Genomic DNA, 23,040 nt, shown 5'->3' with positions numbered 1-23,040 from the left:
AACAAAGTCTATAATAAAATTGCTTTGCTTGAGAGTGCTTTGTGCAAATTTATTACCTCTCTTTCCCACTTCGCAATTAAACAGCTCTGCAATGTTACTTATCTGATCTACTAATAATGAGAATTAGCATAATAAGGTTTGAACAAATTTAACAAGAGAACTGCTACCAATGGTAATATAACGAACTTAATTGCCACATTTTTAGGTTATTAATGCCATTGAGCATTAAAAAAAGATAATGAAAGGCATCGTAAAGCTTAAAATTTCTTTAACATTTAAGCTCACCGAGTATAAAAAAAACTTTACACTAATAGGAATTAAATTCACAAACAAAAGTGAAGAAATAAAAACAATGAGCAGTAGTAACATATTTAACATAGCAATCGATAAAGGCTAGCCTACTTTAAATTTTTATAAATAAAATGAACATTTATCTTCTGACAAAATTTCTGTAAAGCTTAATTACAAAACTTTAATGAAGTTCAGTATTAGTAACAGGAAATATAATCTGTTTAAAAATTTTTATTCAGTAATTTATTTATCAAAGGTATTATTTCTACCTATAGTAAAGTAGATCAGAATGAAGTCTATCTTATTAACAAGGCCTTTATCAGATTCACTAAATACAAGAAGCACACTAAAAAAATATGGGTATAAAGTATATATAGAACCAGTATTCACAATAAAGCATTTGCAGCCTGACATATCTGCATATGAATTTGATGTAGTAATATCCACCAGCAAGAACAGCGTGAAAGCATTTAGCCAAACATGCAGAGTAGATGGTCTTCCAATCATTACGGTTGGTAATTCGACTATGCAAACTGCAAAGGATTCAGGGTTTTCTGATATTATATCAGCAGACAGCAATGTTGAAGGGCTGATATCGTTCATAAAAAATTACTACTCAAGAGCAGTAAAATTCTTGTATATAAGGGGGCAAGAAGTATCATGCGACTTAAAAAAGAGATTATCCGAAGAAGGTTTTAATGTAAGAGAAGTTATATTCTATAAGACCCTTATTAAAAGAGGCCTAACTAATAGGTGCAAAAATTTACTATCAGGTGGTAAAATTAATAGTGTTGCTTTTTTTTCCTCACAGACAGCAAGGATATTCTGTTCTTTAGTTCTAAAAAGTGGTTTATCTAACGCAATGGACAATATAACTGCATGTGCTATGAGTAAGAATATTGTTGACAGCTTGAAGCCAATCAAATGGAAAAAAATTATAACATCGAGACTACCTACTCAAGAGAGTTTAATTGACATAATTAATAAGGATTGCTGATGCTAAAAATTGCAACTTGGAATGTAAATTCTATACGTAAGAGGGTTGACCAGCTCTGTAATTTTATAGTCGATGATCAGATAGATATAATTTTACTGCAAGAGATAAAATGCACGGAAGAACAATTTCCTTATATAGAAATAGAAAAGCTAGGATATGAATGCATTGTCTACGGGCAGGCCGCAAGAAATGGTGTTTGTGTTCTATCTAAGCATTTGATACTAGAGAAATTTAAAATTGACATTGTAGAAGGTCATCAAGAAGCTCGTTATATAGAGTGCTTAATAAAATACAATAATCAAAAGATAAGAGTAGGTAGCGTATACGTCCCAAATGGTCAAAGCCCGGACTCTCATGTATTTGAATATAAACTCAAGTTTTTTGATAAACTATATGAAAGAATGAACAATTTGCTAAAGAATGAGGAGTTAATTATTATAGCCGGTGATTACAATGTTGCACCAGATGAAATTGATGTCTTTGATCCAACTTTATTGATCGACCAAGTGTGTTTTCATATAAGAGAACGTGAGAAGTTAAGAGCAATCCTGAACCTTGGATTTAAAGATGCATTTAGAATATGCCATCCAAATTTACAACAGTTTAGCTGGTGGCACTATCAAGGTAATTCATCAAGAAATAATCAAGGAATGCGAATAGATCATATGCTGCTATCACCACAAGCAGTCGATAGGTTAGAAATATGCTACATAGATGACAGACTGCGCAAGCTGAAAAATCCATCCGATCATACACCTGTTGTGTGTGTTATAGGGTGATAATTTCCCTCAAAGTGTAAAAGACAAGACTTAATCTGAAAGACAAGATATAGAGAATACAATCTCATACCAATTCTCATTGTTAGTGGGCCAAATAAGTAACATTGCAGAGTTGTTTAATTGCGGAGTGAGAAAGAGACATAATAAATTTGCATATAAAGGCACCCCAAGCAGAGCAATTATATTATAGACTTTATTACGCAAAATGTTTTGTTTTATATACAACCAAAGTTTCTCAATATGATTAACTCAGATGAGTATGGTAGTGATATATAATCTCGATATTTTTAGGTACCTTTAAATTTTTTAGCTTATTCTAATTAGGATAATCTATGATAAGAAAAGCTTCTCACGCTCTTAAATAGAGCAACATTCATTCAAGAAATATATTCATACAATCAATGTTGACGTTCAGTGCAAACAAGTTAAACTCTCTTCATTTCTAGATTTAACTGCACTATAGAGATAAAAATCTTGTCTACCTAATTTTACTCTAACCTGTATTCTAACACCCTTTTTAAACTACCCGTGCCCAACCTTTGAATGTATGCCAAACTGCGATTCATCAAAGATGAACAACTCTTACAGTATACTCAATAGCCTCATTAAGCTTTTTTTAAACTCTTCCTATACACCTTTATCTTGTTCATTGTGAATTGGTCTCGGTGTAAATACGAAAACTTTATTTTTTGCATATTATGACGTACTGTAGACTTGCTGACATTTAAGCCAAATTTTTCTAGATTCTTTTTCTCATTTCTTTAATGGTAATATTAGGGTTTTCTTGTATCCATATCTCAATTTGTTTAAATTGACTCCGATTCAAAACTTAGTTCTTCTATAACATTGAAAAGAGCAAACAATTTCTCTTCTCTTCCAAGTTTTAGGTACTTTACCTATGTAGTCAATGCTGTCTTTAAAATGTAACATATTTCTGCTACGGCTGTTATACTGTGCTTTTTGCTACAATTACAACATCTAGTTTTTTTGCAATATATACGTTATTTTGCACTTCCTTCAGCATTTATTTTGCTGATCCCATGACTTTTTCATTCAATAATTTTGATTTCAATGCCATTTAAACTTCATTATTTTACTTACTTCAGCATGGCGTCTTTTCCATCATTGTCTATCCGTTCCTTATACAGCGGGAATTGGCATCAATTACCCCATACTACCCCGGAGAAGAGAATGGACTATTCTAACAAAGGGTAAAGGTCCTTTCTTCCCTTTATATTATAGCATGTGACCACTGAGTTATTTTATATAGTGTCATGAAAGCAGCTATTTTTTGATAGAATATAACGTTTTTAATGATTATGAAAAACTGGACCCCAGTGTCGAGGTACAGGATGACAAGAGAAGAAGGTATTGGAATGATGAGGAAGAGGGTGTTGATTAACAGGAAAAGGAGCCACTGGAACAACACCATTTCTAGCGAATTGAGGTGAAGTATCTTTCCTGATTATTTCTCTATACATCTTTATCAACTTATTATATGGAGGGCAAAAGAGCTCCTTTGCATATTGCTTCCAGCTGTACCCCTCACATGCGTAGTCAAATTTTTCTAAAGACGTTTTTCCTTGATTCTTTTCACTCCTCACTCCAGGTCAAAGTTCTCCCAATTTTCATTTCTAAAACCTCCATATACCCCCTGCCTAGCTGCTCTAAAACTTTAGCTCATGTAGTGCATTTACCTTGCTGAGTCTGATTTGAACAAGCACTATAGATACTATCAAGATTATCGGTTGCCTTGACTTGAGGGAATCAGCAATTACCTTACTGCTATCTTTCTGTAATCTTTTGCAAAATCCCGAGAATACCTATATCTACAAAATGCAAGAGTACACATGAAACGGTGAGGGCTAAATCTTATCATCCTCTCAAATATTGTAAAGCCGCTACGAGTAGGAAAATCTTCACCAAACCAGGAAGGATAAACGGTAGCACGCCAACCATTATTGCTTGTTTCAAACCTACATGAATAGCAAGCCAACTGACACCACAAGCAAAAATTGTGGCTGTACCAACTAGACAGCTCAGAGAATTGCGTATAAGTGATTCACATTTAGAGTTCAGCAATTGGTTTACTTTACCCATTACTATAACAGCGGCTAAAAAACCAATTAAATATCCACCTGCTGGCCTGAGGAAAGTGTAATAGCCACCAAGAAAATCTGCAAAAACAGGCAATCCTGCTGTGCCAAGTGATAAATACATAAGCACAGAATATAATGCCGTCCTGCGGTTAAACTTAAGCCCAATAAGCATTACTCCTAAACTTTGCAATGTAATAGGCACAGGTTGTAACGGTATGCTTATTTGAGCCGTTAGAAATAGGAATAAAACACAAAAGAAGACCTCAATTAACACCAATTTACTGGCAAATTGTGTTGCAAACATACTCCCCCAAATTAAAACATATTAAAGCTAATTATATTTCAGGAATCTTGCAATTTAAATTTTGCTTTTGTTGCTCATAATTATGTTCCTTGTGTGAAACAAAAAGGTTAAACTTCTTCCAATATTCTACTATAATATAGCTAGTTTTTTTGTTGAGGGTTAAAATGATAAATAAAGAAGATCTACTGGAATTGATGAAAATAAGGCACAGTGGACGTTCATATGACCAAAGTAAATTAGTACATCAGGAAGAAATAAACATGCTAATAGAAGCTACACGGTTATCTCCCTCATGTTATGGTGACGAGCCCTGGAGATATGTAATATGTAACAGACAAAGTAATCAAAATGCATGGGAAAAATTACTGAGTTGCCTTACTGAATCTAATCAAAAGTGGACAAAAGATACACAAATACTACTCATATCATTGAGCGCTAAAAATTTTCGTGATCACACAAAAGGAGCAAATTTTTGGGGCAGCCATGATACTGGTGCAGCAAATTATGCATTTATGCTACAGGCTACATCTATGAATTTAATGGCTCATCAGATGGGTGGATTTGATAGAGATAAAATAGTGGAAAAGTTCAATATACCCGATGATTTTAATGTAATGTCAGTGATAGCGGTTGGTTACGAAAAAGAGGGGGCTGAAGTCAAGGAAAAGACAAGAAAGCCAATAGAGGAAATATTTTTTTATAATGAGTGGCCAAATTCTTAAAAAGAATGCATGGCACTGGTAACAATTTTGTTATCATAGATTCACGTTCAACAAACAACTTGAATTGGAATTATAGAGAAATTGCCAATCAAAATGGCTGTGACCAAGTTATAGTAATAACCAACTCCAGTGCGGCTGACTGTTTTATGCACATTTATAATGCTGACGGTAGCAAAGTTGAAATGTGTGGAAACGCAGTACGTTGCGTTGGATATTTAATAATGTCGGAAAAAAGTACTGAGCATGTCACTATCGAGCTAATAAACGAGCGCATTTTAGAGTGCTTCAAAGTGGGTGTCAGATCCATAAAGGTCAACATGGGTAAACCACTGTTCAAGTGGCATGAAATTCCTCTCTCCGCTAAGTGTGATCCACTTCATTTACCCATAGAGCTTGAAATGTTAAAAGATCCAGTTGCAGTAAACATTGGTAATCCACATATAGTTTTTTTTGTTGATAACATAAGTGAAATACCGTTACAAAGCTTAGGACCAAAATTAGAAAATCATACATTATTTCCCAAGAAAGTAAATGTCAACATTGCGCAAATTGAAAAATCTGGAGAAATAGCTTTAAGAGTTTGGGAGAGAGGTACAGGCATCACTGCCTCATGTGGTAGTGCAGCCTGTGCAGTATTTGTTGCATCCGTGCTACGCGGGTACTTGATTACTCGACAGGCCTCAGTAAATTTTCCAGGAGGTAAATTATTAATCGAGTGGTTAGACAACATATTTATGACTGGCGATATAGGATTTCTATAGCCTCAGTTTAGGCAACATGAGGCTTATGCATTGCTTCTAAAACTTTTTTACCAATCACTGCAGGAGTTTCCGCAATTGCAATACCAGCACTGCTCATAACTTCCAGCTTTGCACCAGCACTTCCTCCACTAGAAGAGATAATTGCTCCAGCATGTCCCATGCGCCTTCCTGGAGGTGCCGTTTGACCAGCTATAAATCCAACAATTGGCTTTTTAATTTTTTCCGTCTTCACAAAATGTGATACATCCTCTTCCTCGTTTCCGCCTATCTCACCAATAACTACAATACCATGAGTATCTTTATCTTTTAAAAATAGTTCCATGCAGTCAACGAACGTCATACCATGAACAGGGTCTCCTCCGATCCCAATGCATGTTGATTGACCAAGGTCAACAGCAGTTGTTTGTGCCACTGCTTCATAAGTTAAAGTTCCAGAACGAGACATAATTCCTATATGCCCACGCTTGTGAATATGTCCTGGCATGATTCCTATCTTACATTCTTCAGGTGTAATAATTCCAGGACAGTTAGGACCAATCAATCGACTCTTTGAATTAATAAGCGCATGCTTAACCTTTACCATGTCAAGTATAGGAATGCCCTCTGTAATACAAACTATCAACTCTATCTCTGCATCTATTGCTTCGAGTATTGCAGCAGCAGCAAACTTAGCAGGTACATATATGACCGTAGCATTCGCATCAGTTTTTTCCTTAGCTTCTGCTACAGTATCAAAGACCGGCAAATTGAGGTGAGAGCTTCCACCCTTTCCAGGAGTTACGCCACCAACCATCTTTGTCCCATAGCTGATAGCTTGCTCTGAATGGAATGTGCCTTGTGCACCAGTAAAACCTTGGCATATTAATCTTGTATCTTTACTTACTAAAACAGACACGCTTTACTCCACCTCTTTTACTATCTTCTGTGCAGCTTCATCGAGTTCATCTGCAACAACAATATTTAATCCTGATTCTTCCAAGATCCTTTTTCCTTTCTCAAAGTTAGTACCTGATAACCTAACCACTAGAGGAACTTTAATGCTCATTTCTTTTGCAGCTTCAACAATTCCACTTGCAATAATATCGCAACGCATTATGCCACCAAATATGTTAACTAAAATTCCTTTTACGTTGCCATCAGACAATATAATCTTAAACGCTTCAGTGACAGCCTCTTTGTTTGCCCCGCCACCAACATCCAAAAAGTTAGCAGGTTCTGCTCCATAGTATTTTATTATATCCATTGTTGCCATAGCAAGACCTGCGCCATTTACCATGCAACCAATATTGCCGTCCATTTTTATGTAACTAAGCCCATATTTTGAAGCTTCTACCTCTTCTTTCACTTCTTCATCATAATCACGGAGTTCCACAATCTCCGGATGGCGGTACAGAGCGTTGTCATCAAAATTTATTTTAGCATCAAGCGCAACAAAATCTCCAGAATTTGTTTCAACTAGTGGGTTAATCTCGATTTGGCTTGCGTCAGTTACAATAAATGCATCATATATATTTTTTGCAACATTTGTTATCTTTTCTATCTGTTTTGGACTTAAGTTAAAACTATCGCTTAGCTTTCTGCTATCAAAACTCGCGAAACCAGCAGTATAATCAATATCAAGCCTCACAATTTTTGTGGGAAAATTTTTTGCAACTTCTTCAATATCCATTCCACCTTCTGAGGAAAATATGAATGTTGGACTACTGAGCTTTGGGTCAACTACTATGCTTAAATAATATTCCTTTTCAACGCTAAAGCCTTCCTCAATGTACACTCTTCTTACTTGTTGCCCACTTGGTCCTGTTTGGTGAGTAACTAAAATTATGCCAAGCATATCTTTTACAAACTGTTGAGCCTCTTCAGCTGACTTTGCTAATTTTACGCCACCAGCTTTACCCCTACCACCCGCATGAATTTGAGCCTTGACTACAAGCACATCAGACTTTAATTGACTTATTTTGGTTTCTACTTCTTTTGCGGATATAACAACAAAACCCTTTGGCACTGGAACATTAAATTTATGCAAAACCTCTTTTGCCTGATATTCGTGAATATTCATAAAATAACCAATGATAAATTATTAAAAATTACCAACCATACCGCTGCTTTCTACTCTCTTGTTGGTGCCTCTTTTTTTTAGCTTCAGCCTTCTTTTTAGCTCTTTTTTCTGACTTCTTTTCATGATATTGTTTTTTCATCTTTACCCCTCTTCCTTCCTTTTGAATCGTTTTTTTCAATACTGGAAAAGCCCTATCCACATCACCATAATGAACTGACACTTCAATCAAACTCCACACCTCCTTACAGTAATTATCTTAAAAGCTTATTTATAAATTAGAAAATTAACGTTGTCAATTATTTTATAAACTTAATTGTAACATGACCAGAACATAAAGGGTCAAAAGCATGAAGCCCATGCCAAGAATCGGGGCGGAGAGATTTGAACTCCCGACCCTTTGGTCCCAAACCAAATGCGCTACCAGACTGCGCTACGCCCCGACTTCTTTATTTAAAATATCAACAACTCAACAAAACGCAAGGTTTATTCATTTGCCAAAAAGCATTTACAATAAATATGTTCCGTTATTGCCTTTGCACTTGGTAATCCCTTCATTTTTATTTATTCCTAGATTAAATTACCACTTTTTCTTTCTCCTTACTTTATTTGCCCATGTTATTTTATAAGGGCTGCGATGAGGATTATTATGAAAGAAAAAAACTATACTAATTCTCATTGTTAGCAAGTCAAATAAGTAGCACTGCAGAGCTGTTTAATTGCGAGGTGAGAAAGAGAGGCAATAAATTCGTGTGAAGCACTCTCAAGCAAAGCAATTGTATTATAGACTTTATTACGTAAAATGTTTTGTTTTATATACAACCGAAGTCTCTCAATAAGATTGAGCTCAGGCGAATTGGCATCAGGTATATAATCTCAATATTTTTAGGTACCTTTAAATTTTTTTGACTTATATCAACTAGCACAATCCATGACAAGGAAAGCTTCTCGTGTTCTTAAATATTGTGACATTTATTCAAAAAATATATTCATGTAATCAGTGTTGACATTTGGTACAAATAAGCTAAAACCCTTTCCATTTCTAGGATTAATTGCACTGTAGAGGCAAAAATTTTGTCTACCTAATTTTACTTTAACCTGTGTTTTAGCGCCCTTTTTAAACCATCCACACCAACTTTCAAATGTATGCCAAACCGAGATTCATCAAAGAAAGATGACTCTTGTTCAGGCTACTACCAATAACCTCATTAAGTTTTCTTTAAAACTCTTCCCGCCGATCTTTATCTTGCTCATTATGAATTGGTCTGGCGCAATATATGAAAACTTCATTTTACAGTATGCTGTAGATTTGCTAACATTCAAGCCAAATTCCTCCTAGATTCTTATCCTCATTCCTTTAATAGTAATATTAGGGTTTTCTTATATCCATACTTCAACTTATTCAAACTGACCCTGATTTAATCTAGTTTTTTTTATTTACGGCTTTAAGGGATAAACAATTTTCCTTCTTTTCCAAATTTTAGGTGCTTTATCCACGCAGTCGTGCTGTTCTTGAAATGCAGCATGCTTTTGCTACGGCTGTTATACTGTGCTTTTTGCTGCAATTGCAGCATTTAGTTTTTCTGCAACATACGCGTTATTTTGCACTTTCTTCAGATTCTTTTGCTGGTTCCACGACTTTTTATCCAATAATTTTAATTTCAATGCCATTCAAACCTTATTATTTTACTTGCTTCAGTCTGGCTTCTTTTCCATTATTGCCTATCCGTTACTTGTATAGTGGGAATTAGTATTAGAACACAGGTTGAAGTAAAATTAGGTAGACAAAATTTTTATCTTTACAGCGTAGTTAATCCTAGAAATGGAGAGAGTTCTAGCTTATTTGCGCCAAATGTCAACACTGATTACATGAATATATTTCTTGAATAGATGTCGCAATATTTTAAGAGCATGAGAAGCCTTCCTTGTCACGAATTGCTTTAGTTAGCATAAGTCGAAGAATCTAAAGGTACCTAAAAATATCGGAACTATATACTTGCCACCATACTCACCTGAGCTCAATCCTATTGAGAGATTTCGGTTGTATATAAAACAGAACATTTTGCGCGATGAAGTTTATGATACAATTGCTTTGCTTGAGAGCACTTTGCACAAATTTATTCCTCTCTTTCTTGCTCCGCAATTAAACAACTCTGCAATGTTGCTTATTTAACTTGTTAAGAATGAGAATTGGTATTAGTAAAAGGTTATAATAGCAGAGGTAATTACTTCAGGAATACATGAATCAACTTATGGTAGTAATCTACTTATTATGACTGTTAGCAATGCAGTGCTTGATATAACGCTGGAAAAAGGCTTCCTTGTCATGTTAAGGAAGTTAGTAAATATATAAAAGAAAAACTTTTGCCTTTAATTGAAGAATTTCCGAAGACAATTTCCAAAGTCCGTGGGGAAGGTTTATTTATAGGAATAGAACTTAAAACTCCTTTGGAGGATAAAATTATCGTTCAGTCTCTTGATCAAGGTTTAATAGTAACTAAGGTTCCGAATAGCAGAGTAATAAAAATAATCCCTCTACTTGCCGTTGAGGATAAACATATGGACGCAGCATACGATATACTTTATAATTTTTTTTAAGGTTAAAGATATATAAACATTTTAAATATGTAAAATCTACCATATAAAACTTCGAGCTTGCAAATGCTTCTTATAACATATAAAATTAGCTCTGCTTTTCTCAATAACATCATACTTTAATGGATTGGTTATTGGTTTTAATATTATCGATAATTTTTGTTTTGTTGATTTTATCATTTTTGTTTTCAGGAGCAGAAATAGGTTTAACTTCAATTAGTCGTTCTCGAGTCAATAAGCTAAAACTGGACGGCAACAAAAGAGCCAAGATGATAGACCACTTGTTAAATAAAAAAGAATTAACAATAGGGACAATATTACTTGGAAATACAATTATTAATATTACTTGTTCCGTTTTATTTACAGCAATATTTATAAATCTCTTTGGAAATGAAAGTGTTTTTCTATCAACAATTGTAATGACGTTTTGTATCTTACTGTTCTGTGAGGTGCTACCAAAAACCTACGCCATGCAAAATCCTGAAAAGTTTACGTCATTTTCTGCTTATTTTGTACTGTTTTTTGTCAAGGTTTTTTCTCCATTGACGTTAGGCATTCAATTTATTGTTAACTTCATTTTAAAATTATGTGGGCTTCATAAAAATAGGGAAGCGATATCTGCAGCGGACGCAATGCGTAACATGATTGCCCTTCACCGCAGTGAAGGAACAATGTTACAACAAGATTTGGATATGTTAAGCAGCATACTTGACTTAGCTGAGACAGAAATATCAGAAATTATGACCCATAGGAGAAACCTGTTTTCTCTTGATATAGATAAGAATAAAGAAGAATTAATAAGAGAAATTTTAATCAGCAGCCACAGTAGAGTACCTTTATGGCAAAAAGAGCCAGATAACATTGTCGGAGTAGTTCACGTGAAAGATCTAATAAATGCCTTGCGTGAAAAGGATAATAAAGTAGAGGAGGTTGACATTGCCCAAGTTATGTCAAAACCTTGTTTCCTACCAGAAAGCACACCACTTAGTGTACAACTTCATAACTTCCGTAGAAATAGGAAACACCTTGCGTTTGTTATTGATGAATATGGAGTGCTGCAGGGAATTGTAACCCTTGAAGATATACTGGAAGAAATAGTTGGAGAAATTTCCGATGAGCATGACCTAATCACGGAGAATTTTATAAAGAAGATATCTGATAACGTGTATCACATAGAAGGAAAATCTACTATTAGGGATATTAACAGACAGTTACACTGGGATCTCCCTGACGAAGAAGCTACAACTTTGGCAGGTATGATTGTAAATGAGATAGAGCGTATTCCTGAAGAAGGCGAGGAATTTTCCATGTTTAGTTTTTACTTTAGGATTTTAAAAAAAGATAAAAATATTATTACTGTTATTGAAGTACAAGTAAAAACTGATAATACTGTAACAGCAATTAATTAGTTGGGCTTTATGAAAAACATAGCAAAAGTAACGGCTAAGGAGTTAAAGGATTATACAGAGAGAATTGAAAAACTTGACAAAGAAAGAAGAATGTGCAAGATCTCATTTGTGATGTATATGCAAAAGCGCAGGTAAAGGTTAGAATACAAAAGTGATGAAACAAATTGTTAGGCTGAGAAAAATGGAAGATAATGACAGGGCAAGACAAGAGATATTGCTTAATACTTATGAGCGCGCATTGGGAATAAGTTGCGAAGAAGACTAAGTGAATAACAGGGTTGTGATTGGAATAAGTGGAGCATCTGGTTCTATTTACGGTGTGCATATTTTGAAAGCACTAAAAAGTGCTAATTGTGAAACTCATTTAGTAATAAGCCGTGCTGGAAAAATAACTATATCTCATGAGGTTACAGAAAGACTTGAAGATATTACATCACTTGCAGATTTTTACTATTCTGAAGAAAAAATAGGAGAAAAAATAGCAAGTGGCTCATTTAAAACTTCAGGTATGGTTATTGCTCCATGTTCTATGAAAACAATGTCTGAAATTGCATCAGGTGTTACTTCCAATCTGTTAACAAGAGCCGCAGATGTAACGCTAAAGGAAAGAAGAAAATTAGTTCTTATAGTGCGAGAATCACCACTACACCTTGGTCATTTACAGAACATGCTGAAATTAACGGAGATGGGAGCAATAATTGCTCCGCCAATGCCTGCTTTCTATACTAAGCCAAAATCATTGGAGGATATTATAAGTCACTCTATTGGCAAAGTGTTGAGTTTGTTTGATATCAAATTACCTGATTTCAAAGAATGGCAAGGAGTATAGCAAGTGACAATTATCATCGATGGTAAAAAAATAGCTGATGGCCTATGTGAGGAATTATCACAAAGAATCTCTGTTTTAAAAAGAGAGCACAACATTTTTCCTTGCCTTAAAGTAATTCTTGTGAATAATAATCCAGCAAGTCAGGTTTATGTTCGTAATAAACAAAAAAAAGCAGAATCAATAGGTATAAGTTCTGAAACTATTGTTTTGCCTGATAATATTTCGGAAAATGAATTGATTAAAAAAATCAATGAATTAAATGATGATCCATCTGTAAGTGGCACTTTGGTACAGCTACCTTTACCAAGTCACGTTAGAGCAGGCAGAGTAATTAATACAGTGAGTGTTAAAAAAGATGTAGACGGCTTTCATGATGAAAACGTTGGTAGATTAGTTAAAGGTGAAAAAAGTTGTCTTGCACCTTGCACCCCCAAAGGTGTTTTGCATTTAATTAAGTTGGTTGAAACCAACCTTTCAGGTAAAAATGCAGTGGTGATTGGTAGGTCAAACATTGTGGGCAAGCCAATGCTTTGCCTATTGTTGCAAGAAAACTGCACTGTTACCATCTTGCACTCGCAAAGTAAAAATTTAGCTGAATATTGCTCTAAAGCGGATGTAGTAGTCGCAGCGGTTGGGAAGCCAAAATTTGTCCAAGAAGGCTGGATAAAGGAAGGAGCAATAGTGATTGATGTTGGCATAAATAGTGTAAATATAGAGGGACAAACAAAACTTATAGGTGATGTTGATTTTGATAGAATAAAAGAAAAAACCAAAGCTATTACGCCAGTACCCGGGGGCGTTGGTCCGATGACCATTGCATTCTTGATGATAAATACTGTTATTGCTGCTTGCTTGCAGAAGAAAGTTGATGTCTCTGATTTTGTGAGCTTAATGCCGGTTTCCACTGTACAAAGAACAAATAGGCAATAATGGAAAAGAAGCCATGCTGCAGCAATACCAATTCTTGTTGTTAATGGATTGAATAAGCGACATTACAAAGTTATTTAATTGCAAAGTGAGAAAGAGAGGTAATAAATTTACATAAAACGCTCTCAAGTAAAGCAATTGTATTATACGCTTCATTTCGCAAAATGTTCTGTTTTATATACAACCAAAGTCTCTCAGTAGGATTAAGCTCGTGGTGAGCATGGTGGTAGATATATAATTTGATATTTTTAGGTACCTCTAAATTTTTTAACTTATATCAACTATCCAATCTATAACAAGAAAAGTTTCTTGTATTCTTATATTAATTCTCACTATATCAAGAAACAAATAGACAATAATGGAAAAGAAGCCATATTGAGGTAAGTAAAATAGCGAGGTTTAAATGGCGTTGAAATCAAAATTACTGGATGAAAAAGCCGTGGAATTAGCAAAAGAAGTGCTGAAGAAAGTGTGAAATAACGCATATGTTGCAAAAAAACTAAATGTTGTAATTGTAGCAAAAAAGCACAGTACAACAGCCGCAGCAAAGATGTGTTTCATTTTAAGAACAGCACTAACCTCATGGATAAAGCACCTAAATTTAGAAAAAAAGAAAAATTGTTTACTCTCCCTCAACGTAGTGGAAAAGCTAGATTGAATCAGAGTTAATTTGCACAAGTTGAAGTATGGATACAAGAAAACCCTAATATTGCCGTTAAAGATAAGAATTCAGAAAAAATTTGTTTTGGATATTAGCAAGTCTACAGCACGCCGTAATATGCAAGAAATGGAGTTTTCATATATTACGCCAAGACCAATTCACAATGAGCAAATAAAGGTAGCAGGAAGAGTTTAAAAAACTTAATGAGCCATTGGTAAGCGTCTTGAACAGGAATTATTTTTCTTTGATGAATGAGGACGCATTCAAAATTGGCACGGGGTGGTTTGAAAATGGCGTTAAAACACAGGTTAAAGTAAAATTATGCAGACAAAACTTTTATTTCTACAGCGAGTTAATCCTAAAAATGGAGAGAGTTCAACTTATTTGCACTGAATGTCAACACTGATTGTATAAATATACTTCTTGAACAAATGTTGCAATATTTAAGAACACGGGAAGCCTTTTCTATCATGGATTATAATAGTTGGCATAAGCTAAAAAATTTAGAAGTACTTAAAAATATCGAGTTATATATCTACCACCATACTCACCACGAGCTTAATCCTACTGAGAGACTTTGGTTGTATATAAAACAGAACATTTTGCGAAATGAAGCGTATAATACAATTGCTTTACTTGAGAGCGTTTTATGTAAATTTATTACCTCTCTTTCTCACTTTGCAATTAAATAACTTTGCAATGTTACTTATTTGACTCACTAACAATGAGAATTGGTATAAGGTCTATAGTGCAGTAATGTAATTGGGCAGGATGAAAGGTATTGGAATAATAGGGCTAAAATCATGATTAATAATAACTTTTCTTTTGCTGCACCCGAGAGCAATTTTCTATGGTGATTGTAATTTTAATTTACTATACTGTGGACTCAATTGTAATTTAGGTCTATCATATAAAAATTTAGGCGATATCAAAAGGTTGTTAAATAACAGCGGCAAGTTTATTACACTTACATTTGATGATGAGCCATCTGGCAACAGAGTGAATGATGTTATTAATATTTTAGAGAACTGTAAAACAAAAGCGACATTTTTTCCTCTTGGTGAACGCATAAATAAAAAGACTTCTGAGGTAGTAGAGAAAGTCTATAATGCCGGTCATAAGCTGGGTCGTCACTCCTAGTCGCACAAGAAATTGACATCACTCTCAAGTGAGGAACAATTGCCAGAGTTAGAAAAGATGAATATGGCAATTAAAAATGCAACAGACAGGATGTGAAATGGTTTCATCCACCGTATGAATGACAATAATCTAATCTAAAACACTAATCAATTGGGCATGTGTTCCATATTGTGGATGGTCGATTCTTTAGATTGGCAAGGCGATAAACTAGAGATCTTAGTTGAAAAAATTATGGGTAACGTACATAATGGAGCAATTATACTGTTTCATGATCACAATAATAAATCAAATACATTTGAAGCTTTACCTTAGTTTATTAGAACGCTAGAAAAATAAGGTTATGAATTTGTTCCCTTAAGAATAGGAGGAAAGGGTTTATGAAGCAAAAGGTGTGTCAATAGGAGAGAGTGCATTTAAAAAATTTTTATGCGTACAAAAAACAAAGTCTTTAACCGCAGGGCATTTATATTAGGCGGTATTCAGCTTACCATTTCCGCAATTTTTAGTTGTAGGTTATATAGTTTACAAATACGCAATAGACAGAAATACGAAATGCTAGCTGACAGTAACAGGATACGAATTGTTGCTATTATGCCTAAGCGGGGCAGAATTTTAGATAGGAATGGCGTTGAGCTTGCAGTAAACAAAATTTCGTACGTTGTTTTATTTGATGGGCAAAAAGTTTCCAGTGAAAAAGTTGACTGGGAAACATTGTCAGAAATTAAATCTAATGTGACAAAATCATCAGAAATAAAAATAACCGCTCTTTACAAACGTTACTATCCGTTTGGTTCAATATGTTCTCATACACTAGGATACACAAAAAAACAGCAAGGCATAAATGAAGCGGGAATCAGTGGTATTGAATATACATATGATCATATATTGAAAGGCAAGCCAGGGAAATCTGAGCAGGAAATAAATTCTAAAAAACGCATCGTGAGAGAATTATCAAGCATACCACAACAGGACGGACGGGATGTGCAGCTGACAGTTAATATTGATCTGCAGGAGAAAATCGCAGAGATATTTAAAGGTCATAAAGGCTCTGTAACAGCGATTGATGTAAGCAATGGAGAAATCTTAGCGTTATATAACTCACCTTCTTATGATAATAATCTTTTTGCTGATAAACTATCAAATGAGGCTTGGGAAGATTTAAATACTCCTTCATTGCCACTTGTAAATCGTGCATTATCGTATCAAATTCCACCTGGTTCAATATTTAAAATAATAGTTGCACTTGCAGGTTTGAAGGATGGAATAATTACGCCAGAAGAGAAATTTTCTTGTGTAGGCTATATGAGAATAGGTGAGCGGAGGTTTCGTTGCTTGAAAAGCAAAGTCCATGGATATGTGTCTTTAAATGAAGCAATTGCTTTGTCATGCAACACTTACTTTTATAATATAGGAAAAAAAATAAGTGTAGACTCCTTAGTGGAAATGGCCAGAAAATTCGGTATCGGAAGTGGGCCACTAATCGGAACATTTAAAGAAGAGGCTCCAGGATTGTTGCCTGATAAAGGTTGGCGTACACAAAAGCTATATTCAAAGTGGTATTTAGGTGATACTATCAACTTGGTTATAGGGCAAGGGTATGTGCTTGCAACACCACTGCAACTTGCAGTTCTTGCAGCGAGAATTGCAACAGGAAAAGAGGTAATTCCCCACATTGAGATGGGTAAAACGGTACAAGATTTTCCTGATATTGATATAGCTCATAAGTATCTTAGCATAGTTCGAAAAGCTATGTTCAACGTGGTGAATGCCAAAGCTAGACCCTATAGAAAGGGGCTAAGCGTTATACAAATTGCTGGCAAAACTGGTACACCAGAGATAAACTCTAAGGGTGAAAGTCATAAATTATTCATCGCTTATGGTCCTTACCATGACCCGCGCTACGCAGTCTCTGTGTTCATAGAGTACGGCAAAGCCCCACGCCAAGATGTTGCTATGGCCAATGAGATATTAAGATATATGCTTGAAGGGTGAATATTATATGGCTATTGCTGGTTATATATTATCTTATACGAATATTAATTTATCTATAAATTGTTGACAGTTATTGATAGTTTACTACTATTGATACTATGTCAATAGTGAGAAAAAAATGCGTATATCTAGTTTCGGGCCTTTAATTGCTGTTTTATCATTATCTGTATTGAGCTTCACAGCTGGTCAATATCTTCCTTATGTTATTGCAGCAGTTTCTGGTTCCAGTGCTATTGCAGCAGCTCCGTTAGCAGTTTTTGCTGTCTCTATGGTTGTTGCACTGATTTCAGCAGCGTACCTTGTTAAACTTGCCGTTTCCACAGCTAGTAACAAGAAAGAAGTAGGTCGTTCCAGCAGAGAAACACTTGACCGATCTGGCCAGCAATGCACTGTATCTCAGGGACTAATACAAAAATCTGCGTGTAAGAATGGTGCTTTGAAAAATGAACTAAATAAACATATTTCTTTTTCATCATCTTCACCAACATGTGGTACAAGGACTTTCTCATCGTCTGCTCCACCTTTATCAAGTAATACACCACCTCCACCTCCGTTTTCTCAAATTTCATCAACTCAACCAAGTAGTGCTGGTTTATTTGCAGGGGTGAAGAATACAAAACTAAAGAAAGCTAGCGATCCTGTAAAGACACCTGAGTATGACGATAGCCGTAATGCTATACTTGAGCAGATAAGACAAGGGACAAAGCTCTTAACCAAGAAAGAACGCGATGAGAAGTTAAAAAAACAGGCGGCAATGAAGATTAGCGGTCCTGTAAGGACACTTGAGTATGACGATAGCCGTAATGCTATACTTGAGCAGATAAGACAAGGGACAAAGCTCTTAACCAAGAAAGAACGCGATGAGAAGTTAAAAAAACAGGCGGCAATGAAAGATGGTAAAAAAGAGCAATCAAGCAACAGCGTAGATGAATATTCTAGGGCTGCATTGTTTGAAAAACTTAAATATCGAAGATTAGTAATTGGATTCTCAGATAGCGAAAGCGGTCGTTCTAACTACAGTGATAGTAGTGGTTGGAGTGACAGGAGTGTTAATGAGCAAGAAGAATTGAGGGAAAAAAAGCTGACAAAACACAAGGGAAAATTTACTCATTCAAATTCTCAGCTATATGGTGAAAGAAATAGTGCAACTCCTAGCAGTGGTTGTGTGTCTGATGATGATGCAGGTCAACAAGAGCCTGAAACTGCAACTCCTTCAAGTTATTGGTCAAACAAAAAGGAACCATTGCCGGCGCTGCCTAAGCCAGATTTAAAGTGTGTTAATTTACAAAAAGAATCTAAAGCTTTCCCTATAAAGCAATAACTGAAAGATAAACACTGCAAACTTTTCTCCCTTTTTTAAACAAGTTTACTTACGAGTCTGATTGTATTAAGATTGCTTAATACAATCAGATTTATTAAATGCGTCTATCTCAATGTTACTTGTCAACTTTAAAGGAGAAACCTGCTCATGCTAAAATTATCTCTCATCAATATTCTTTGCGTGCAGGTTTAATAAAACAGATAGCATCTGGCATCTATACGTGGTTACCGCTCGGTTTGCGTGTATTGAGGAATATTGAAGACATTATCAGGGATGAGATGAATAAGTCTGGTGCAATTGAGGTGTTAATGCCTTGCGTGCAACCGGCAGGTCTTTGGCGCGAATCAGGACGTTATGATAATTATGGTAAGGAAATGTTGTGTATAAGGGATAGGCATGGAGAAGACATGCTTTTTGGTCCAACGCATGAGGAAGTGGCAACTAGTCTAGTTAGAGATATGGTAAAAAGTTACAAGAATTTGCCACTTTACCTATATCAAATTCAATGGAAATTCCGTGATGAAGTAAGGCCACGTTATGGTGTTATGAGAGGTAGGGAATTTCTGATGAAGGATGCATATAGTTTTGACGTAGATTGCGAAAGTGCACTGAATTCATATAATTTGATGTATAAAACTTATATAAGAATCTTCAAACGCATGGGGCTTATTCCAATTGCAGTGAGAGCAGACACAGGGCCGATTGGAGGAAATTTGAGCCATGAGTTTCATATATTGGCAAGCACTGGCGAAAGCATTTTATATTATGACAATAAATTTTCTGAATTACTAGAAAGCGAGGATGTTGAAAGTTTGAAGAGTATATATGCAGTTGCAGATGATATGCATGACCTTAAAACTTGCCCCATACCGCAAGAACAGCTAAACGTTAGTAAGGGTATTGAAATAGGACACATTTTTTATTTTGGTGATAAATATTCAAAGCCAATGAATGCAAAGGTTGCCATGCGGGATAGAAGAAATGTTAATATACATATGGGTTCGTATGGTATTGGGGTTTCAAGGCTTGTTGCTGCAATAATAGAAGCTTTCCATGATGATAAAGGAATTACCTGGCCAGAAGCAGTGGCTCCTTTCAGAATTGGTTTAATTAACTTACAGATAAAAACAGCTAAATGTATAGAGATTGCAAATAAAATATACGGTGCTTTTAAAAGCGACAAAGTGCTTTATGATAATACGGAAGAAAGTATAGGAGTAAAATTTGCTAGGATGGATCTCATAGGCTTACCATGGCAAATAATTGTTGGGAAGAAAGCAGTAAGTGAAAATATAGTTGAAATAAAAAATAGAGCAACTGGAAGGATGGAGGAAATGCAAATTGAAGAGGCAATAAACCTTTTTAACACAAAATGATACATGATATTGGCACTGACATAGTGTACATACCAAGAGTATTAAGGGCATTACAAAAATACGGGAAAAAGTTCCTCAATAAAGTCTATACCGAGCGGGAAATAGAGATAAGCAGAAAATACAACGGCCAAGAAATGCAAGCAAAGTATTTTGCTAAACGCTTTGCAGCAAAGGAGGCCTTTGTTAAGGCATTAGGTGGATTCAGCCATGGTATTGTAATGAAGGATATAGAAATATACAATGACGTAAGAGGAAAACCGCATCTTACTGTTAGCAAGGATTTCATCTCCAAAGACCACATGATTCACCTTTCTCTCAGTGACGATGGAGATTATGCCACTGCGTTTGTTGTAATTTGCAACTTACTTTCTTAACTGCACAAATATTTGCTTTTTCTTACATGATAGATTTAGTATTAAATTTAGAATTTAATGCACTCAGATACACGATTATTCCTAGCAGAATCATAGGTATTGAAAGCAACTGTCCTATGGTTAAATCAAGCCACAAATAACCAACTTGATAATCTGGTTCACGGAAAAATTCAACCACAAAACGCGCTATTCCATACCACGCAACTGCAATGCCAGTTAGTGCTCCGTGATATAGTCTTATTCTAGTCAAAAAAAATAGTGAATTTACAATTGTAAAAAGTAACAGCCCTTCAAAAAATGCCTCATAAAGCTGACTTGGATGGCGCAGTGAATTATCACCACTCTCTGGAAATACCATGCTCCACGGCATAGTTGTAACCCTACCAAACAGTTCTCCGTTTATAAAATTGCCTATGCGGCCTAAAAACAAACCTGTGGGAACTCCACAAGAAATTAGATCCAGTGTGTAAAATATAGGAACATTATGTCTCCTACACGAAGTTATCACCGCACACAAAACCCCTATAGCGCCACCGTGAAATGACATCCCTCCTTTCCAGGTCTTCAATATCTCAATAGGGTTGCTTATGTAAGAGATTGGGTCGTATATTAATACAAAACCAAGCCTGCCTCCAAGGATAATACCTATAATGGTAGCTGTTAACAATGAATCGTAAAAATTTTTGGTAAATATTTTTTGCTTATCTAACTTATGTAGATACCAATATGCAAAGACTATACCCAAAACATATGCTAAAGAATACCAATATATAGAGATAGGACCAATGCTAAAAACTACTGGAGTTAAAGACATATTTTGCTATAGGTTATTTTTATACAATCTATTTTTTTCACGGTCCCACTCTCTCTGTTTTATGGTTACTCTTTTGTCATAAAGTTTTTTTCCTTTTACAATAGCAATTTTAGTTTTTGCTAATCCTTTGTTGTTAAAATAAGTTAGAAGTGGCACAACAGCAACTCCAGCGATCTTGATCTTACCAATTAATTTGTTTATCTCTTTTTTATGCAGAAGCAGTTTACGTTCCCTTTTCGGCTTATGTTTTTTTTTGTTTGCAGCTTTATATTCTGCAATGTGCATATTGTGCAGCCATATTTCACCGTCTTTTTCGATAACGTAAGCATCAGAAATATTTGCTTTTCTTTCCCTTAGAGATTTAACTTCAGTACTTAAAAGGACCATACCTGCTTCAAATTCCTCTAAGATGAAGTACTCAAACCTTGCTTTTCTATTTTCTGCAATAACTTCCATGTTTAAAAATATTTCTCAGGCTTTAATATATACAGGGTTTTTAGCTTTTGCAGCAATGTCAAAAAATAATGTTCTAAAATTTGAAACTCGTATGTTCAAAAACAGCAGGGTAGGTTAATGTAATCAAATGTTTTTCGAGGATAAGACGCAATTGATCTCTAGCATGACCTTTAGCCATAAATGTTTAAGAAATTTGCCAGATGGGAAAGAGGGTAAAAGAACCTGTAGTTACGCCAATTCCTATTGTTAGTGAGTCAAATAAGTGGTATTGCAGAGCTATTTAATTACGAGGCGAGAAAGAGAGGCAATAAATTCGCGCAAAGCACTCTCAAGCAAAGCAATTGTATTATAGACTTTACTACGTAAAATGTTTTGTTTTATATACAACTGAAGTCTCTCAATAGGATTGAGCTCAGGTGAATTAGTAGCAGGTATATAATCTCAATATTTTTAGGTACTTTTAAATTTTTTGACCTATATAAACTAGCACAATCCATGACAAGGAAGGCTTCTTGTGTTCTTAAATATTGTGAACATTTGTTCAAGAAATACATTCATATAATCAGTGTTAATATTCGGTGCAAATAAGTTAGAACCCCTTCCATTTTTAGGATTAGCTCGCTGTAGAGATAAAAGCTTTGTCTACCTAATTTTACTTTAACTTGTGTTCTAATACCAGTTTCCAATATATAGGAAACGGATAGACAATAATGAAAAAGAAGCCACACTGAGGTAAGCAAAACAATGAGATTTAAATGGCGTCGAAATTAAAATTATTGAATGAAAAAGTTGTAGAATCGGCAAAAGAAATGCTGAAAGAAGTGCGAGATAACGCATATATTGCAAAAAACTAAATGCTATAATTGCAGCAAAAAAGCACAGTATAACAGCCGCAGCAAGTTGCATTTAAGAACAGCATTAACCGCATGGATAAAGTACCCAAACTTGAAAGAGAAGAAAAATTGTCTGCTTCCCATCAATGTCATGGAAAAACTAAATTAGATCAGAGTCAATTTGAGCAAGTTGAAGTATGGATACAAGAAAACCCTAATATTACTATTAAAGAAACGAGAATAAGAATCCAGGAAAAATTCGGCTTGAATGTCAACAAGACTACAGTACACCGTAATATGCAAA

23 protein-coding genes, 1 tRNA gene and 6 pseudogenes are annotated in these 23,040 nt (G+C 35.1%); 19 read left to right on the top strand and 11 right to left on the bottom strand.

Going from position 1 to position 23,040, the window contains the following annotated elements; all coding sequences use genetic code 11:
• Positions 1-580: 580 nt before the first annotated feature.
• Positions 581-1,288 (top strand): uroporphyrinogen-III synthase, encoded by a 708-nt coding sequence (locus tag GO684_RS03915; protein WP_175939111.1) that lies wholly within the window; start codon positions 581-583, stop codon positions 1,286-1,288.
• Positions 1,288-2,067: an exodeoxyribonuclease III gene (locus GO684_RS03910; protein ID WP_175939109.1), complete on the top strand. Its 780-nt coding sequence runs from the start codon at positions 1,288-1,290 to the stop codon at positions 2,065-2,067. Before GO684_RS03915 ends, GO684_RS03910 begins: the two co-directional genes overlap by 1 nt.
• 82 nt (positions 2,068-2,149) lie before the next feature.
• On the opposite strand, the pseudogene GO684_RS03905 reads toward GO684_RS03910, so the two are convergent.
• The 3 genes and pseudogenes from GO684_RS03905 to GO684_RS03895 all read right to left on the bottom strand — a co-directional run bounded on the left by GO684_RS03905 (position 2,150) and on the right by GO684_RS03895 (position 4,440).
• Positions 2,150-3,091: pseudogene (locus tag GO684_RS03905) on the bottom strand (IS630 family transposase).
• Positions 3,092-3,377: 286 nt separating this feature from the next.
• Positions 3,378-3,671 carry a hypothetical protein gene (locus GO684_RS05310; RefSeq protein ID WP_246228223.1) on the bottom strand — a complete coding sequence of 98 codons (294 nt, stop codon included), beginning with the start codon at positions 3,669-3,671 and terminating at the stop codon, positions 3,378-3,380.
• 271 nt (positions 3,672-3,942) lie between these two features.
• Positions 3,943-4,440 (bottom strand): biotin transporter BioY, encoded by a 498-nt coding sequence (locus GO684_RS03895; protein WP_369408528.1) that lies wholly within the window; start codon positions 4,438-4,440, stop codon positions 3,943-3,945.
• Positions 4,441-4,634: 194 nt separating this feature from the next.
• Between GO684_RS03895 and GO684_RS03890 the strand changes: the two genes are divergently transcribed.
• Positions 4,635-5,192, top strand: coding sequence for a nitroreductase family protein (locus GO684_RS03890; protein ID WP_175939105.1), 558 nt, complete (start codon positions 4,635-4,637; stop codon positions 5,190-5,192).
• A 5-nt stretch (positions 5,193-5,197) separates the two neighbouring features.
• Positions 5,198-5,953: a diaminopimelate epimerase gene (dapF, locus tag GO684_RS03885; RefSeq protein WP_175939103.1), complete on the top strand. Its 756-nt coding sequence runs from the start codon at positions 5,198-5,200 to the stop codon at positions 5,951-5,953.
• Positions 5,954-5,960: 7 nt separating this feature from the next.
• On the opposite strand, the gene sucD is transcribed toward dapF, so the two are convergent.
• From sucD to GO684_RS03860, 5 genes and pseudogenes are all read right to left on the bottom strand, one after another.
• Positions 5,961-6,848: a succinate--CoA ligase subunit alpha gene (gene sucD, locus GO684_RS03880; protein ID WP_175939101.1), complete on the bottom strand. Its 888-nt coding sequence runs from the start codon at positions 6,846-6,848 to the stop codon at positions 5,961-5,963.
• Between the two features lie 3 nt (positions 6,849-6,851).
• Complete coding sequence (sucC, locus tag GO684_RS03875; RefSeq protein ID WP_175939099.1) at positions 6,852-8,012, bottom strand: ADP-forming succinate--CoA ligase subunit beta; 1,161 nt, start codon at positions 8,010-8,012, stop codon at positions 6,852-6,854.
• 28 nt (positions 8,013-8,040) lie between these two features.
• Positions 8,041-8,241: a 30S ribosomal protein S21 gene (gene rpsU / locus GO684_RS03870; protein ID WP_175939113.1), complete on the bottom strand. Its 201-nt coding sequence runs from the start codon at positions 8,239-8,241 to the stop codon at positions 8,041-8,043.
• Positions 8,242-8,378: 137 nt separating this feature from the next.
• Positions 8,379-8,452 (bottom strand) — tRNA-Pro (locus GO684_RS03865).
• A 238-nt stretch (positions 8,453-8,690) separates the two neighbouring features.
• Positions 8,691-9,680: pseudogene (locus tag GO684_RS03860) on the bottom strand (IS630 family transposase).
• An 81-nt stretch (positions 9,681-9,761) separates the two neighbouring features.
• Here GO684_RS03860 and GO684_RS05305 point away from each other — a divergent pair.
• From GO684_RS05305 to GO684_RS03795, 14 genes and pseudogenes are all read left to right on the top strand, one after another.
• Positions 9,762-10,190 (top strand): annotated as a pseudogene (locus tag GO684_RS05305) (transposase); the annotation flags it as partial.
• Positions 10,191-10,373: 183 nt separating this feature from the next.
• Positions 10,374-10,607, top strand: coding sequence for an aminotransferase class III-fold pyridoxal phosphate-dependent enzyme (locus GO684_RS03845; protein WP_246228222.1), 234 nt, complete (start codon positions 10,374-10,376; stop codon positions 10,605-10,607).
• A 119-nt stretch (positions 10,608-10,726) separates the two neighbouring features.
• The gene (locus GO684_RS03840) at positions 10,727-12,013 is read left to right on the top strand and encodes an HlyC/CorC family transporter (RefSeq protein WP_175939092.1); all 1,287 of its coding nucleotides are present in this window, start codon (positions 10,727-10,729) and stop codon (positions 12,011-12,013) included.
• Positions 12,014-12,022: 9 nt separating this feature from the next.
• Positions 12,023-12,148 (top strand): hypothetical protein, encoded by a 126-nt coding sequence (locus GO684_RS05625; protein WP_255419661.1) that lies wholly within the window; start codon positions 12,023-12,025, stop codon positions 12,146-12,148.
• 19 nt (positions 12,149-12,167) lie between these two features.
• On the top strand, positions 12,168-12,278 hold the full coding sequence (locus tag GO684_RS05300; RefSeq protein WP_246228221.1) for a GapR family DNA-binding domain-containing protein: 111 nt from the start codon (positions 12,168-12,170) through the stop codon (positions 12,276-12,278).
• The gene (locus GO684_RS03830) at positions 12,279-12,842 is read left to right on the top strand and encodes a UbiX family flavin prenyltransferase (protein ID WP_175939090.1); all 564 of its coding nucleotides are present in this window, start codon (positions 12,279-12,281) and stop codon (positions 12,840-12,842) included.
• A 3-nt stretch (positions 12,843-12,845) separates the two neighbouring features.
• Entirely contained in the window at positions 12,846-13,772 is a 927-nt protein-coding gene (gene folD, locus GO684_RS03825) for a bifunctional methylenetetrahydrofolate dehydrogenase/methenyltetrahydrofolate cyclohydrolase FolD (RefSeq protein ID WP_175939088.1), read from the top strand.
• Between the two features lie 400 nt (positions 13,773-14,172).
• A pseudogene (locus tag GO684_RS03820) lies at positions 14,173-15,122 on the top strand (IS630 family transposase).
• A 133-nt stretch (positions 15,123-15,255) separates the two neighbouring features.
• Positions 15,256-15,570 (top strand): polysaccharide deacetylase family protein, encoded by a 315-nt coding sequence (locus tag GO684_RS05295; protein ID WP_246228220.1) that lies wholly within the window; start codon positions 15,256-15,258, stop codon positions 15,568-15,570.
• A 156-nt stretch (positions 15,571-15,726) separates the two neighbouring features.
• Entirely contained in the window at positions 15,727-15,882 is a 156-nt protein-coding gene (locus GO684_RS05290; protein ID WP_246228219.1) for a polysaccharide deacetylase family protein, read from the top strand.
• Positions 15,883-15,996: 114 nt separating this feature from the next.
• The gene (locus tag GO684_RS03810; protein WP_175939086.1) at positions 15,997-17,562 is read left to right on the top strand and encodes a penicillin-binding transpeptidase domain-containing protein; all 1,566 of its coding nucleotides are present in this window, start codon (positions 15,997-15,999) and stop codon (positions 17,560-17,562) included.
• 118 nt (positions 17,563-17,680) lie between these two features.
• Complete coding sequence (locus GO684_RS03805; RefSeq protein WP_175939083.1) at positions 17,681-18,883, top strand: WH2 domain-containing protein; 1,203 nt, start codon at positions 17,681-17,683, stop codon at positions 18,881-18,883.
• 98 nt (positions 18,884-18,981) lie between these two features.
• Positions 18,982-20,259, top strand: coding sequence for a proline--tRNA ligase (gene proS / locus GO684_RS03800; RefSeq protein WP_175939081.1), 1,278 nt, complete (start codon positions 18,982-18,984; stop codon positions 20,257-20,259).
• A complete protein-coding gene (locus GO684_RS03795) occupies positions 20,256-20,633 on the top strand; it encodes a holo-[acyl-carrier-protein] synthase (protein WP_175939079.1) in 378 nt (125 codons plus the stop codon). The genes proS and GO684_RS03795 overlap by 4 nt, the downstream gene beginning before the upstream one ends.
• A gap of 22 nt (positions 20,634-20,655) precedes the next feature.
• On the opposite strand, the gene lgt is transcribed toward GO684_RS03795, so the two are convergent.
• From lgt to GO684_RS05285, 3 genes and pseudogenes are all read right to left on the bottom strand, one after another.
• A complete protein-coding gene (gene lgt, locus GO684_RS03790; protein ID WP_175939077.1) occupies positions 20,656-21,447 on the bottom strand; it encodes a prolipoprotein diacylglyceryl transferase in 792 nt (263 codons plus the stop codon).
• A 6-nt stretch (positions 21,448-21,453) separates the two neighbouring features.
• Positions 21,454-21,903 (bottom strand): SsrA-binding protein SmpB, encoded by a 450-nt coding sequence (gene smpB, locus GO684_RS03785; RefSeq protein ID WP_175939075.1) that lies wholly within the window; start codon positions 21,901-21,903, stop codon positions 21,454-21,456.
• 276 nt (positions 21,904-22,179) lie between these two features.
• Positions 22,180-22,580 (bottom strand): annotated as a pseudogene (locus tag GO684_RS05285) (transposase); the annotation flags it as partial.
• 249 nt (positions 22,581-22,829) lie between these two features.
• Here GO684_RS05285 and GO684_RS03780 point away from each other — a divergent pair.
• Positions 22,830-23,040 (top strand): annotated as a pseudogene (locus tag GO684_RS03780) (helix-turn-helix domain-containing protein); the annotation flags it as partial.

This window comes from Wolbachia endosymbiont of Litomosoides brasiliensis (assembly GCF_013366805.1).
Classification (GTDB): domain Bacteria; phylum Pseudomonadota; class Alphaproteobacteria; order Rickettsiales; family Anaplasmataceae; genus Wolbachia.
Note: the sequence above shows the minus strand (reverse complement) of the source record. Positions and strands in the feature narration are given on the sequence as shown.